This window comes from Flavobacterium pygoscelis (assembly GCF_023162025.1).
Taxonomy (GTDB): Bacteria; Bacteroidota; Bacteroidia; order Flavobacteriales; family Flavobacteriaceae; genus Flavobacterium; species Flavobacterium pygoscelis.
Genome location: NZ_JALNUB010000005.1, coordinates 239,622 through 254,455, shown reverse-complemented (window position 1 = coordinate 254,455; position 14,834 = coordinate 239,622). Strand labels below are relative to the sequence as shown.

The 14,834-nt window shown below is 33.7% G+C and carries 14 protein-coding genes and 1 riboswitch; of the genes, 2 read left to right on the top strand and 12 right to left on the bottom strand.

The features are described from left to right. Window positions 1-7: 7 nt before the first annotated feature. The 11 genes from MW871_RS09920 to rplM all read right to left on the bottom strand — a co-directional run bounded on the left by MW871_RS09920 (window position 8) and on the right by rplM (window position 8,825). Entirely contained in the window at window positions 8-784 is a 777-nt protein-coding gene (locus MW871_RS09920; protein ID WP_248428399.1) for a thiazole synthase, read from the bottom strand. Beyond that, window positions 765-1,403, bottom strand: a complete 639-nt coding sequence (locus MW871_RS09915) for a thiamine phosphate synthase (protein ID WP_248428398.1) — start codon at window positions 1,401-1,403, stop codon at window positions 765-767. The genes MW871_RS09920 and MW871_RS09915 overlap by 20 nt, the downstream gene beginning before the upstream one ends. Continuing rightward, window positions 1,396-2,151, bottom strand: coding sequence for a hydroxymethylpyrimidine/phosphomethylpyrimidine kinase (locus tag MW871_RS09910; RefSeq protein ID WP_248428397.1), 756 nt, complete (start codon window positions 2,149-2,151; stop codon window positions 1,396-1,398). Before MW871_RS09910 ends, MW871_RS09915 begins: the two co-directional genes overlap by 8 nt. Continuing rightward, window positions 2,124-2,696 carry a thiamine phosphate synthase gene (locus tag MW871_RS09905; RefSeq protein ID WP_248428396.1) on the bottom strand — a complete coding sequence of 191 codons (573 nt, stop codon included), beginning with the start codon at window positions 2,694-2,696 and terminating at the stop codon, window positions 2,124-2,126. The genes MW871_RS09910 and MW871_RS09905 overlap by 28 nt, the downstream gene beginning before the upstream one ends. 17 nt (window positions 2,697-2,713) lie before the next feature. Continuing rightward, a complete protein-coding gene (gene thiC / locus MW871_RS09900; RefSeq protein ID WP_248428395.1) occupies window positions 2,714-4,537 on the bottom strand; it encodes a phosphomethylpyrimidine synthase ThiC in 1,824 nt (607 codons plus the stop codon). A 207-nt stretch (window positions 4,538-4,744) separates the two neighbouring features. Next, window positions 4,745-4,951, bottom strand: a complete 207-nt coding sequence (thiS, locus tag MW871_RS09895) for a sulfur carrier protein ThiS (protein WP_248428394.1) — start codon at window positions 4,949-4,951, stop codon at window positions 4,745-4,747. Window positions 4,952-5,014: 63 nt separating this feature from the next. Next, window positions 5,015-5,112: riboswitch (TPP riboswitch) on the bottom strand. A gap of 120 nt (window positions 5,113-5,232) precedes the next feature. Beyond that, complete coding sequence (locus MW871_RS09890) at window positions 5,233-5,796, bottom strand: DNA-3-methyladenine glycosylase I (protein WP_248428393.1); 564 nt, start codon at window positions 5,794-5,796, stop codon at window positions 5,233-5,235. Between the two features lie 111 nt (window positions 5,797-5,907). Next, window positions 5,908-6,870, bottom strand: coding sequence for a translation elongation factor Ts (tsf, locus tag MW871_RS09885; RefSeq protein WP_188048913.1), 963 nt, complete (start codon window positions 6,868-6,870; stop codon window positions 5,908-5,910). 140 nt (window positions 6,871-7,010) lie between these two features. Beyond that, the gene (rpsB, locus tag MW871_RS09880; RefSeq protein WP_248428392.1) at window positions 7,011-7,808 is read right to left on the bottom strand and encodes a 30S ribosomal protein S2; all 798 of its coding nucleotides are present in this window, start codon (window positions 7,806-7,808) and stop codon (window positions 7,011-7,013) included. A 175-nt stretch (window positions 7,809-7,983) separates the two neighbouring features. Continuing rightward, entirely contained in the window at window positions 7,984-8,370 is a 387-nt protein-coding gene (rpsI, locus tag MW871_RS09875) for a 30S ribosomal protein S9 (protein ID WP_039108715.1), read from the bottom strand. After that, on the bottom strand, window positions 8,370-8,825 hold the full coding sequence (gene rplM / locus MW871_RS09870) for a 50S ribosomal protein L13 (protein WP_188048911.1): 456 nt from the start codon (window positions 8,823-8,825) through the stop codon (window positions 8,370-8,372). Before rplM ends, rpsI begins: the two co-directional genes overlap by 1 nt. 342 nt (window positions 8,826-9,167) lie before the next feature. Here rplM and MW871_RS09865 point away from each other — a divergent pair, with 342 nt between their 5' ends. Continuing rightward, window positions 9,168-10,193 carry a LacI family DNA-binding transcriptional regulator gene (locus MW871_RS09865; RefSeq protein WP_188048910.1) on the top strand — a complete coding sequence of 342 codons (1,026 nt, stop codon included), beginning with the start codon at window positions 9,168-9,170 and terminating at the stop codon, window positions 10,191-10,193. 143 nt (window positions 10,194-10,336) lie between these two features. Here MW871_RS09865 and polA read toward each other — a convergent pair whose 3' ends face one another. Then, complete coding sequence (gene polA, locus MW871_RS09860; RefSeq protein WP_248428391.1) at window positions 10,337-13,180, bottom strand: DNA polymerase I; 2,844 nt, start codon at window positions 13,178-13,180, stop codon at window positions 10,337-10,339. A 335-nt stretch (window positions 13,181-13,515) separates the two neighbouring features. On the opposite strand from polA, the gene MW871_RS09855 reads away from it, so the two are divergent. Beyond that, a complete protein-coding gene (locus tag MW871_RS09855; RefSeq protein ID WP_248428390.1) occupies window positions 13,516-14,751 on the top strand; it encodes a metallophosphoesterase in 1,236 nt (411 codons plus the stop codon). Window positions 14,752-14,834 lie beyond the last annotated feature (83 nt).

Below are 14,834 nucleotides of genomic sequence, written 5' to 3'. Positions count from 1 at the left end.
CAATATTTTATTCATATAAGAAAGCAGTCAAAGGACTAGAAGCTATCGCATGATTAAATTGTTGACCGAGTTTGGCTTCAAAAGCTTTTCTACCTGCAATAACAGCTTCTTTAAAGGCTTCTGCCATTAATTTAGGATTTCCTGCAACAGCAATTGCAGTGTTGACCAAAACGGCATCAGCACCTAACTCCATTGCTTTTGCGGCATCAGACGGAGCGCCAATTCCAGCATCAATTATAACTGGAACTTTACTTTGTTCGATAATGATTTCTAAAAAATCGATCGTTTTTAAGCCCTTGTTACTTCCTATCGGTGAACCCAGAGGCATTACAGCTGCTGTTCCTACATCTTCTAATCGTTTGCATAAAACAGGATCAGCGTGAATATACGGTAAAACGATAAATCCTAATTTAGCGAGTTCTTCTGTTGCTTTCAAAGTTTCGATAGGATCAGGCATTAAGTATCTTGGATCCGGATGAATTTCGAGTTTAAGCCAATTTGTTTCTAGTGCCTCTCGAGCTAATTGTGCTGCAAAAACAGCTTCCTTAGCATTTCTTGCACCTGAAGTATTGGGTAATAAATTGATTCTTGGGTTTTGCAAATGTTTTAATATCGAATCTGTGTCGGTTTCTAAATCAATTCGTTTAAGTGCCACGGTTACTAATTCACTTCCTGATGCTAGTATGGCTTCTTCCATTTGGATATTTGATCCAAATTTTCCCGTTCCTAGAAATAATCGCGATTCTAAAATTTTATCTCCAATTTTAAATAGTGACGCTGCCATATATTTTTTCGTTAAGTTGACTAATTAGTTTTTTAGGCTTTTCGCTTTTTGTAATCAGACTAGAAACAGCAATACCGTAAATGCCAGTTTCCATTAATATTTCTATATTCTCGAGCGTAATTCCTCCAATAGCATATATTGGAATTGCAATCTTCTTTGATTTTACTTTTTTCAGTATTGAACGATACCCTTCAATTCCTAAAATTGGACTCAAATTTTCTTTAGTATCTGTATATTGAAAAGGTCCTAAACCAATATAGTCGCATTGCTCAGCAAATCTTTGCTGAATGTCAGCAAAAGTATTAGCAGTGCCACCGATCATTTTGGTGTCGCCTAAAATTTGTCTGGCTTCACTGATTTTCATATCTGTCAATCCTAAATGAACGCCATCGGCCTCAAATTGTTGGGCTAAATAAACATTGTCATTAATAATATAATTGGCAGAATAAACATCGCATAAAATTTTTGTAGACTCGGCTAAATTGAATAGATCCATTGTATTTTGAGTTTTAAATCGCAATTGAATCCATTCGCAACCATTGTCTAATGCTTTGCGAATATTTGTTATTTGTTCTTCGACTGTATTTCCTTGAGAAATGTATTGTAATTTATTATACATAATGATAGCCTAGTTTAGAAGGGTTCGATAATAGAAATTTTTCAGAATATATTTTTGCGATTTTGCATGCGTTTAAAAGATTTTGATCTAATGCTAGATTAGCCGTTATAGCTGCTGATAATACACAACCAGAACCATGTTTAGCATATATTTTGGTAGTTTCTGGTGAAATTCTAAAGATCTGACTTTGATTGTGTAAAAAATCAGTCCCCGTTTCGGTGGGATGATGTCCGCCTTTTATGAGTATCGCACAGTTTTTAGTTAGTCGCTCCGTAATTGTATCTGCATTTTCTTTTGCAGTTCCTAATTTTAAAATCTCCTCATAATTAGGTGTTATAAGTTCTACTTCGTTTAAAATTGAAATTAATTCGGAGTTATTTTCGATTGTTAAAAAATCAAATGCTGTGCTCGACTTTAAAACTGTATCCCAAATAATTTTCGTTTTTGGGGATAGTTGCTTAATCAAAAAAACTATATTTTTTAGATAAGATAAAGAGGGAACTATGCCAATTTTTACGGCTTTAATTTCATAGTCGTTAAATAGAACTTCTATTGAACTTAACACAAAGTCTAAGTCGGTCCATTGTATATCGTAAAATTTATTTTCAGTCTGTATTGTATTGGCTGTTTGAATACCAAAGCCATACACTTGGTGCTGTTCGAATGTTTTAATATCTGCTAGAATACCAGCTCCAGCAGAGGGATCGAAACCTGCTATACTTAATGCATATGAGCGATTTGTTGGCATATTTTGAATTTTTTTATTGGATTATCATCGTTCCAAATAGTTCCTAAAAGCGCACAATCATCAAAATCAGATTGTAATAGTTTGGGTATGTTTTCTGGTTGAATACCGCCCAACGCAATCATTCTTGTTTTAAAATTGGTTCTTTTTTTAATCTCTAAAAATAAATCGTTTATTGGATGATAATTGGTTTTTGAAATAGAGGAAAACACCGGACTTAAAAAGGCATATTCAAAAAAAGTTGATAATTCATTAAACTCTTCTATAGAATGCGTTGATGTGGAAAATATAGGTTTATCCCAGCCAAATTTTTTAATTTTGACAGGGTTATGAATCCTATTAATACCAAATTCTGTTGCCAATTGGTGGTGATTATGCAATACCAATTTCGATCTGAATTCTTGATTGATCTCAGACAAAAAACTTTTCATTTCTTCATCAGAATAATTAGGTTTTCGTACATGTAACAATTCCAATCCCTCTTCAAAAAGGGTGTTGATAAGGAATTTTTCTCTATTTAAAACTATGGGATTTGAAATCACAATCATGCGTTGTTTGCCTTTTTCTAGATGTAAATTTCTTTACCTTGTTCTATAAACTCTTCTGATTTTTCCTTCATCCCTTTTTCTGCTTCAGCTACATCGCGAATTTCTTGTGATATTTTCATCGAACAGAATTTCGGTCCACACATCGAGCAAAAATGTGCGACTTTAGCGCCATCGGCAGGAAGGGTTTCGTCGTGAAATTCTCTTGCTGTGTCGGGATCTAACGATAAGTTGAATTGATCTTCCCAGCGAAATTCAAAACGTGCTTTGCTTAATGCGTTGTCGCGGTATTGCGCTCCTGGATGCCCTTTGGCTAAATCGGCAGCGTGAGCGGAGATTTTGTAAGTGATAACGCCATCTTTTACGTCTTTTTTATTGGGTAAGCCAAGGTGTTCTTTTGGAGTTACATAACACAACATGGCGCAACCATACCAACCAATCATGGCAGCTCCAATAGCCGAGGTGATATGATCATAGCCTGGAGCAATATCTGTAGTTAATGGACCCAGGGTATAAAACGGCGCTTCGTCACAATGTTCCAATTGTTTGTCCATGTTTTCCTTGATCATGTGCATGGGTACGTGACCAGGGCCTTCAATAAAAACTTGAACATCATGTTTCCAAGCTACTTTTGTGAGTTCTCCTAATGTTTCTAACTCGGCAAATTGTGCGGCGTCATTTGCATCAGCAATTGATCCTGGACGTAATCCGTCTCCTAGCGAGAAGGCAACATCATATTGTTTCATGATTTCGCAAATTTCTTCAAAGTGCGTGTACAAGAAATTTTCTTTGTGGTGAAATAAACACCATTTCGCCATTATAGATCCTCCACGAGAAACGATTCCGGTAACACGATGAGCGGTCAAATGAATGTAACGCAATAAAACTCCCGCGTGAATTGTGAAATAAGAAACGCCTTGTTCTGCTTGTTCGATTAAAGTATCACGGAATACTTCCCAAGTTAGATCTTCGGCTATTCCGTTTACTTTCTCTAATGCTTGGTAAATTGGAACGGTACCAATAGGTACAGGCGAATTACGAATAATCCATTCTCTAGTTTCATGAATGTTTTTTCCTGTAGATAAATCCATGATTGTGTCAGCTCCCCAACGGCAAGCCCAAACCGCTTTTTCTACCTCTTCTTCAATGCTTGAAGTCACAGCGCTGTTTCCAATATTTGCATTTATTTTTACAAGGAAATTACGACCTACAATCATCGGTTCACTCTCGGGATGGTTGATGTTATTTGGTATAATTGCTCTTCCTCGTGCTACTTCACTGCGCACAAATTCAGGCGTAATTTTAGATTTTGGTGTGTTGGCTCCAAAACTATGACCTTCGTGCTGGCACTGCATGGCTTTAGTTTGATTTTCTATTTGTTCCAAGCGCTGGTTTTCGCGAATGGCAATGTATTCCATTTCGGGAGTAATAATTCCTTGTTTTGCGTAATACAATTGCGAAACATTGGCTCCTTTTTTAGCACGCATCGGTTTATGTAAATATTCAAAACGCAAGTGATCTAATTTTTCGTCTTCTAAACGTTTTTTCCCATATTCGGAGGAGATTTGACTCAATTCTTCTACGTCATTTCGATCTAAAATCCATTGTTCCCGAATTCTTGGCAATCCTTTTCTAATATCGATTTCAATATTTGGATCCGTATACGGCCCTGAAGTATCATAAACTGTTACAGCAGGATTTGTTTCTATGCCTCCTCTAGAAAGTTTGGTGTCTGCTAAATGAATTTCGCGCATCGCCACTTTTATTGGGTGAATTTCACCATCTATATAAACTTTAGTGGAGTTTGGAAAAGGTGTCCTGGAAATTTTTTCTTCGTTGTTCATAGTTCTATTCTTTGTGTTTAGTAGTGTTTTCTAGTTGTGTTTTGAAAATGTAGTTGTTCTGCTAGGGATAGTAATGAAAAGCTCGCAAAAGCAAAAACTCTAGAAAACAAGGAGTAAGAAAGCGACCAAAGGAAGCTCTTGTTGCGACTGTGTTTTTGAGTTTTTTGACTGCGAACTTGTAATGGATAGCCCGCCCGAGCAGCCCAATTATCCTCCTTGAGTTGCGGAAATAATTAAAATTTCGTCGGTTTCTTGTAGAATGTGTGAATTCCAGTTTGATTTTGGAATTACAATATTGTTAATAGCAACGGCAATGCCATTTTGTTTTTGGGAATTTTCAATATCAAGAACGTCTTGGATGTGTAGCACATCTGCTTGAAATTGTTTTATTTGATTGTTTATTTTTAGTTCCATTCCGTTATAATTTTATTCAATTATACTTTAGGAATGGCTACAATTACGCATAGGAGTGCGCGATGAAGTCATCTTACTTTTCCCTACGCTAGTATGAACTAGATCAGGTTCAGAGGGTAAAATCTCAGCCTACAGTATTGCAGACACCCCTAAAGTGAGCTGCAAATGTAATAATTTATTTCGGTTTATGGTATTTAGAGAGAAATAATTGATTTTTTATAAGTCGCCCAAATTTTTAAATGGTATTTTTTTTGGGATATTATTAAAAGTAAAAAAGGGATTTATTGTTTGCTAATCCAACAATCTTGTAGATGATCGTTGACGATTCCAGTAGCTTGTAAAAAGGCATAAATTACTGTAGAACCAACGAATTTGAATCCTCTTTTTTTTAAATCTTTGCTAATTGTATCTGAAAGTGGAGTAGTAGCAACAACATCTTTTAGTGTTTTGGGGTGGTTGATTATTGGATTTTGATTAGTGAAATTCCAGATATAGTTAGAAAAACTTCCAAACTCTTCTTGTATTTTGATAAAGGCTTGTGCATTTGAAACGGCGGAATGAACTTTTAATTTATTGCGTATGATTCCGGGATCTATTAAGAGTGCTTGAATTTTATCTTCTTGGTATTGAGCTATTTTTATGTAATCGAAATTGTCAAAAGCTGATCGGAAGTTTTCTCTTTTTTTTAAGATAGTGTACCAACTTAAGCCCGCTTGAAAAGTTTCGAGGATTAAAAATTCAAATATAGTTGCGTCATCATAAATGGGAATTCCCCAATCTTCGTCATGATACTTCCTGTATAAATCATCTTTTTCGCACCAAGCGCAACGCAGTTTATTTTCCATATATAAGTCTATGGTTCAAATATAAAAGAAAAACTCCATTTCAAATTAATTTGAAATGGAGTTTTTTTAAATCTGAAATCAAATATGGTTAATTTGAAATCATAAATCAATTTATCCTAAACTAACTCTTTTGAAACCTGTAATTTCAACATTGAATCCTTTAACATAATCACCAACTTTTTTACTGTCATCTTTGATGAAGTTTTGATCTAATAAAGCTTTTTCTTGATCTAAAGTAGTATTGTCAGAAATGAAACGTTGCACCTTTCCAGGAATAATTTTATCCCAAATTTGTTCTGGTTTACCTTCTGCTTTTAATTCTGCTTTAGCATCTTCTTCCGCTTGTTTTAGAACTTCTTCAGTTAATTGAGAGAAAGAAATATATTTAGGAACATTTTTCAACGTTTTTCCTAAACGTTTTGCTTCTTCATTTTCTTTTTCGATTATAGCAATACGAGCTGCAAGTTCAGAAGCTACGAAAGCAGGATCAAAATCTTTGTAAGATAATGTATCAGCTCCCATAGAAGCAACTTGCATAGACACATCTTTAGTTAAAACTTCAGCATTATCAACTGCTGTAGAAATAGATGTTAATGCAGCAATTTTATTAACGTGAACATAAGATCCGATAAAAGCACCTTCTAAGATTTCAAAACCACCGATTTCGATTTTTTCACCAATAACACCTGTTTGCTCAATTAATTTTTCAGCAACAGTCATTCCGTTAAAATCTGAAGCTAAAAATTCTTCTTTAGAAGAAAAGTTGATCGCTTTTTCAACTAATTCTTTAGCTAAAGTTACGAAAGATTCATTTTTACCTACGAAATCTGTTTCACAGTTTAAAGTTATAATAGCTCCTTTAGTTTTGTCTGCATTAATAAAAGAAACAGCAGCTCCTTCAGAAGACTCACGGTCAGAACGATTAGCAGCAACTTTTTGTCCTTTTTCTCTAAGGTTTTGTATTGCTTTATCGAAATCTCCATCAGCTTCAACTAAAGCTTTTTTACAGTCCATCATTCCGGCACCTGTAGTTTGTCTTAATTTATTTACGTCTGCAGCAGTAATTGTTGCCATGTTTTTTATATTTTAAATTAAAAAATAGTTTTAATAAAAAAATCCAAACCCAAAATTCCAGTTTCCAATTGATAAATCAAATCATTGCTGAGTTTAATTTTTGGAATTTGGAATTTTAGAATTTGGAAATTCTTTTTGTTTTATTCTTCAGTTGCAGTTGGAGCAGCAGCTTCTACAGCAGGAGTTTCAGCAACAGGAGTTGCTTCTACAGCTTCAGCAGCAGGAGTTGCATCGCTTTCTTTATCAGAACCTCTATCAGAAAGTCCTTCAGTAATTGCAGCTGTAACTAAAGTTAAAATTTTATCAATTGATTTAGAAGCATCATCATTTGCAGGAATTACATACTCTACTTCACGTGGATCAGAGTTAGTATCAACCATTGCGAAAACTGGAATGTTTAATTTTTGAGCTTCTTTTATTGCGATATGTTCCGCTTTAATATCAACTACGAACAAAGCAGCTGGTAGTCTAGACATGTCAGCGATTGAACCTAAATTTTTCTCTAATTTAGCACGAAGACGATCAACTTGTAAACGCTCTTTTTTAGAAAGAGTCATGAATGTACCATCTTTCTTCATTTTATCAATAGTAGCCATTTTTTTAACAGCTTTACGGATAGTTACAAAGTTAGTTAGCATTCCACCAGGCCATCTTTCAGTGATGTAAGGCATGTTTGCAGCTTTTGCTTTTTCAGCAACGATGTCTTTTGCTTGTTTTTTGGTAGCAACGAATAATATTTTTCTACCTGATGCAGCGATTTTTTTCAAAGCGTCATTTGCCTCTTCAATTTTTGCTGCAGTTTTATATAGATTGATAATGTGAATACCATTACGTTCCATATAGATGTAAGGAGCCATGTTTGGATCCCATTTTCTAGTCATGTGTCCAAAGTGAACACCTGCTTCTAGTAAGTCTTTAACTTCTATTTTGTTTGCCATTTTTGTTCTAGTTTACGTTCTGTTGATTAGCAATGCACAAATGGCGGTTTCCCGGCTTTATACATTTAGATGCTAAACTATTTCCTACCTCGGTAGGAGAGCAACAACAACTGTGTTTTTTAAATTCAATAATAAATTGATACTGTCCTGTACATAGTGTGCAAGACAGGTAATATTAACGTTTAGAGAATTGGAATCTCTTACGAGCTTTCTTCTGACCGAATTTCTTACGTTCAACCATTCTTGGATCTCTTGTTAATAAACCTTCTGGTTTCAATATTCCTCTGTTTTCAGCATTTACTTCACACATAACGCGTGCTAATGCCATTCTTACAGCTTCTGCTTGACCAGTTGAACCACCTCCGTAAACATTAACTTTTACGTCAAAGTTAGTTACATTTTCTGTCATAGACATTGGTTGTAATACTTTGTACTGTAAAGTTGCAGTTGGGAAATAAGTTTCGAATGCTTTTTTGTTTACAGTGATTACTCCTGTTCCTTCTGAAACATAAACACGTGCAACAGCGGTTTTTCTTCTACCGATTTTGTGAATAACTCCCATTATTTAAGATCGTTAAGGTTAACTGTTCTCGGTTTTTGAGCGCCTTGTTTGTGCTCTGAACCTACAACAACATTTAAATTTCTGAAAAGTTCAGCTCCTAATTTGTTTTTAGGTAACATTCCTTTTACTGCTCTTTCTACTAATAATGCAGGGTTTTTTGATTGCAATACTTTAGCAGTTAAAGATCTTTGTCCTCCTGGGTAACCTGTGTGACGAATGTAAGTCTTCTCGTCCATTTTGTTTCCAGTAAGGTTAATTTTTTCTGAGTTGATAACAATTACGTTATCTCCACAGTCAACGTGTGGTGTATAACTTGCTTTGTATTTACCTCTAAGGATCATTGCGATCTTTGAAGCCATACGTCCTAAGTTATGCCCATCAGCATCAACAACGATCCACTCTTTTGTAACGGTGGCTTTGCTTGCTGATTGTGTCTTGTAGCTTAATGCGTCCATAATATTATTTTAATTAAACATTCCATCCCCATAAAGGGGTTGCAAAAGTACAATTAATTATTTTAAATGCAAATACCTTAAAAGATTATTTTAAACTTGTTTTAGTGCTGATTATCAAATGTATATTTAAAATATGCTTCTGTCCTGAAAATTTACAATTTTACTTACCAAGAGATTGTTGTCTAGTGGTCTTTTGTTTTTTATAAAATATTGAGTATTTCTTATTTTTTAGAGCCCTATTGTGTATTATATAAACTATTTTTGTTTGTACTATGTTTATTATTCTAAACATTGCTTTGTCTCATTAATGGATTTTTTCCATTTTATATATTTAATTTATTTATGAAAGTTAAAGCTACTTTAAAACAAATCGCAAAAGAACTCAATGTTTCTGTTTCTACAGTTTCAAAAGCGCTAAATGATAGTCCGGAGATTAGTGAGTTAACGAAAGTTAAAATTAAGGAATATGCTAAACTTAAAAATTACAAACCCAATGTTATTGGTTTAAATCTTAAAAATAGAAAAACGAAGACTATAGGTGTTATTATTCCAAATATATTAAACTCTTTTTTTGCAAAAGTTTTTAGTGGTATCGAGAAAATTGCAGATGAAAATGGGTATAATGTAATTATGTGTATTTCTAATGAATCGCTAGAAAAAGAAGAGCATACTATGGAAATGTTGAGTAATGGGACTATTGATGGTTTTATTGTTTCTGTTTCTGAAGAGGCGCAAAAAAATCAAGAATATGAGCATTTTTCTAGAATTATTAATGACGGAACTCCCATTGTTATGTTTGACAGGATTGCCGAAGGTGTTGATTGTGACAAAGTTATAGTCGATGATTTTGATTCTGCTTTAAATGCTACACAACATTTGATAAATCTTGGATGTAAAAACATTGCATTATTGTCTTCTATAGACAATTTGAGTGTGGGTAAATTAAGAGTTCAAGGATATCTAGAAGCTTTAGAAATTAATAATATTCCTGTAAATAAAGATATTATTCTTAGAACTGATTCTGAAGAAAATTTGAATGACAAAATAGAAGGAATTCTTGACAATAATACCATTGACGGAATTTTTGCTTTAGAAGAAACCGATTCTGTTGCCGCATTAAAAATTGGACTTAAAAAAGGTTATAAAATACCCGAACAACTTTCTGTAATTGGATTTGCTGACGGCATCTTAGCTTCGAGAAGATTGTCACCGCGATTAACAACAGTAAGCCAACACGGAATAGAAATAGGTGAGGTTGCTGCTAAATTGCTTATTGATAGGTTGGAGTCTAAAGAAGAGCATGTTCCTTATGAAACCAAGGTTATTAAAACTAAACTGAAAGAAAGAGAATCTACCAGGAAGTTATAAAAAACAAAAAAATCCATCGATTAGATGGATTTTTTTTTTGGGATTATTGTCATTGCGAGAAAGCACACAATCTCATTTAAAATTAATGTGATTGTTTTATTCTTGGTGACAACTAGTTTATCACTGAAAAGTGAGTAGTATTTTTAATGCGCTTCTAACCAGTTTTTACCTATTCCTATTTCTACTTCTAAAGGCACCTCTAGTTTGAAAGCATTTTCCATTTCATGCTTAATCATAGGTTGAATTTTTTCTAATTCAGAGTTATGAACATCAAAAACAAGCTCATCATGTACTTGCAGCAGCATTTTTGATTTCCAATTTTCATTCATTAATTTTTTATGAATATTAATCATTGCAATTTTTATAATGTCAGCGGCACTTCCTTGAATGGGTGCATTTACAGCATTTCGTTCGGCGCCACTTTTTATCATCATATTGGCAGAATTAATGTCTTTCAGGTATCTTCTTCTTCCTAAAACAGTTTGAACATATCCGTTTTCTCTAGCAAAATCTACTTGATTGGCCATGTACGATTTTAGTTTCGGATAAGTGGTATAATACGCATCAATCAATTCAGCACTTTCTTTGCGCGAAAGTGAAGTCTGATTCGAAAGTCCAAAGGCAGAAACGCCATATATAATTCCGAAATTTACTGTTTTAGCATTGCTACGTTGTTCCTTAGTTACTTCGTCTAAAGGGACATTAAATACTTTGGCTGCGGTACTTTTATGAATGTCTTCATTGTTTTGAAACGCTTTTATCATATTCTCCTCACCAGATAAAGCAGCAATAATCCGCAATTCTATTTGGGAATAATCCGCAGAAATTAAGGTGTAATTTTCGTCGCGAGGAATGAACGCTTTACGAATCAAACGGCCTCTTTCCGTTCGAACGGGTATGTTTTGTAAATTCGGATTGTTAGAACTTAAACGTCCTGTAGCAGCGACGGTTTGCATGTAATCAGTATGTACACGACCCGTTTTTGTATCAACTTGATTGGGTAAAGCATCTATGTAAGTACTTTGCAGTTTTACCATTTGGCGCCATTCTAAAATATCTTTTACAATAGGATTGTCGTTTGCTAAATAGGATAAAATTTCTTCTCCAGTTGCATACTGACCTGTTTTAGTTTTCTTTTGTTTGGCTCCACCAATTTTCATTTTGTCAAAAAGGACATCACCTAATTGTTTTGGGGATGCTAAATTGAATTTTTCACCAGCCGTTTCGTAAATTTTTTGCTCCAGCGCATTGCTTTCTGCCGCCATTTCAACAGACATCGATTTAAGAAAAGGAACATCAAGATTAATTCCTTCTAATTCCATTGCTGCTAAAACGGGAATTAAAGGAATTTCGATCTCATCAAATAATTTTTTCGTTTCTGCTTTATCCAGAATTGGAGAAAAATTTTGTTTCAATTGATAAGTGATATCTGCATCTTCAGCAGCATATTCTTTAATCTCTTCTAATGCAACATCGCGCATTGATTTTTGGTTTTTGCCTTTTTTTCCAATTAATTCTTCAATTGATTTGGGTGAATATTTTAAATACGTTTCTGATAAAATATCCATATTATGACGCATATCAGGATTAATTAAATAATGTGCAATCATCGTGTCAAAAAGTTTTCCTTTAATTTCAACGCCGTATTGTGCAACTATTTTTAAATCGTATTTTATGTTTTGTCCAATTTTCTCTATCGATTCACTTTCGAAAAAAGGTTTAAATTTATCAATAAGAAGCTGTGTTTCTTCTCGATTTTCTGGAAACGGAACATAAAATGCTTTTCCTTTTTCCCAAGCGAAAGAGATTCCTACTAATTCTGCATTTAAAGCATCAATTCCAGTTGTTTCTGTATCAAAACAAACCGAAGTTTGCTTCATTAAATTCTGTATAAAAAGCTTTACTCCTAAATCTCCTTGAACATAAGTGTAGTTGTGGTCCGTATTTTCTAATGTTGCATAGAAAGAATTTGATTTTACTTCATCGTTATTTTCTTCAGAAAAGCCAAACAAATCAAACTGTTCTTCATTGGTTTTTTTTGCAGGTAATTTTTTTGAAGTTTTTTCATCAGTACCGTCACTAGTTTCATTTTCTGCTGCAGAAGGATTGTATAATTTGTCAAATTGCGCTTTCATTTGACGAAATTCTAGTTCCTGAAATAAAACATCAGTTTTTTCTACGTCAGGTTTTGATAATTCATAATCATCCTCATTAAACTGAACGGGACAATCCAATAATATAGTGGCCAAGGTTTTAGATAGTAATCCTTTTTCTTTATTGGCTTCTATATTTTCCTTCATTTTTCCTTTTAGTTTATCCGTATTGGCTAAAAGGTTTTCCATGGTTCCAAATTCCTTCAATAATTTTTTAGCAGTCACTTCTCCTACTCCTGGAAGTCCAGGAATATTATCTGCAGCATCTCCCATCATTCCCAGAAAATCAATTACTTGGTCAGGTCTCTCGATTTCAAATTTAGCTAAGACTTCTGGAACGCCCCATATTTCTATACCGTTCCCCATTCGAGCGGGTTTGTACATAAAAATGTTTTCGGAAACTAACTGAGCAAAATCTTTATCGGGTGTAACCATAAAAACTTGGTAGTTTTGTTTTTCTGCCTGTTTTGCGATCGTGCCTATCAAGTCATCAGCTTCAAATCCAGAAACTTCTATAATAGGAATATGCATTGCGGTCAATAAATCTTGAATGTAAGGAATTGCAATTTTTATAGCTTCGGGAGTGGCGTCACGGTGCGCTTTATATTCCGGGAAAATATCATTTCGTAATTGACTTCCGCCTTTATCAAAAGCTACAGCTAAATGATCTGGTTTTTCTCTCTTTATGACATCCATTAAGGAGTTCATAAAACCCATTATAGCCGAAGTATCCATTCCTTTAGAATTAATTCTTGGGTTTTTTATAAAGGCATAATAACCTCTAAAAATTAAAGCGTAAGCATCCAGTAAGAATAAGCGTTTTTGTTGTGACATGAGTATTATTTTGTATAGTTTTCAAAAGTACAAAATTGCATAGATAAAGAAGTGTAGGTTTGGTTTATTTATCTAAGATCGTTTGTTTAGGTATAGCTTTTAATGCTGTTTTTTTGTAATAAATTATGATTGTTCTTAGTTTTAGAGCTAGTTTTTTTGTTTAATAAAAAATATTTAAGTTTTTGCAATAGGCTTTTGTTGTAACCTAGAAACAGTAGTGTTTTTAAATTTAATCAGATTCTCCCTTTTACGAAAGTGTATATTTAGTTAAATTTAGATTAATAAAAACCAATTGTGTTTTCTTAATTTGTTATTTTGTTTAAAATTAAATTAAAATGATCTTTCGTTTCGCGCTCCTATTTGTTATTGTTACTATTGTCGAATTATATACTTTTCAAGCCTTAAAAACGCTCATAAGGTCGAGGCCAGTTTTGATCGTAGTAGAGAGTTTGAGTATTTTATTTCTGATATATATTGTTTATTCTTTAATGCAATTTGATCGTAGTGTAGGTCAAACACATCAAACAATGATTACGATGGCGCTATTGCTGATCGTTTATGTGCCAAAATTAATTTTGACGTTATTTTTATTAGGCGAAGATATTTTTAGATTAGGTGCCGGAACCGTTAATTACTTTATTAATTATGATAAAGAAGCTGTTTTTTTTGAATCGCGACGCAAGTTCGTTAGTCAAATTGGTTTAGGAATTGCTACTATTCCATTTCTGTCTTTGATTTACGGTGTAACTGTTGGAAAATATAATTACAAAGTGATCAAACAACGTATTTTTTTTCCTGATTTGCCAGAAGATTTTGATGGTTTTACTATTACTCAAATATCAGATGTTCACAGCGGTAGTTTTGACAATGCTGAAAAGATAAATTATGCAATTGATTTGGTAAATGAGCAAAACTCAGACTTGATTTTGTTTACCGGAGATATTGTCAACACACATGCAAAAGAAATGCATCCTTGGATTGAAACGTTTAATAGAATAAAAAAACACGCTTATGGCAAATATGCGGTACTTGGGAATCATGATTATGGTGAATACGTAACATGGCCTAATGAAACAGCAAAAGAAGAAAATTTCAAAGCAATTAAAAACTTATATGGTCAAATAGGTTTCGATTTGATGTTGAATGAACATACTTTTATTCAAAAAGGGGATTCTAAAATAGCATTGGTAGGAGTAGAGAATTGGGGTCATAATTTTAAGCAAGCAGGAGATTTAAACAAAGCTGCGGGAGTATTGCAAAAAGAAGATTTTAAAATTTTGATGAGTCACGATCCCTCTCATTGGGATCATGTAGTACAACACGATAAAAAACATTACCAATTAACACTTTCAGGTCATACGCACGGTATGCAATTTGGTATCGAAATTCCTGGCTATTTTAAATGGAGTTTAGCACAATATGTTTATAAGCAATGGGCCGGTTTGTATGAGCATATGGGAAGATACGTATATGTAAATAGAGGTTTTGGATTTCATGCTTATCCTGGAAGAGTAGGAATTATGCCCGAGATTACCGTTATAGAACTAAAAAGAGGTAGTGGAATTGCCTAATTTAATTTCTATTACAAGTTTTAAATTAGGTATGTAATAAATAAAAAAAAACTGGTTAAAAATATTATATTTGATATTTATTA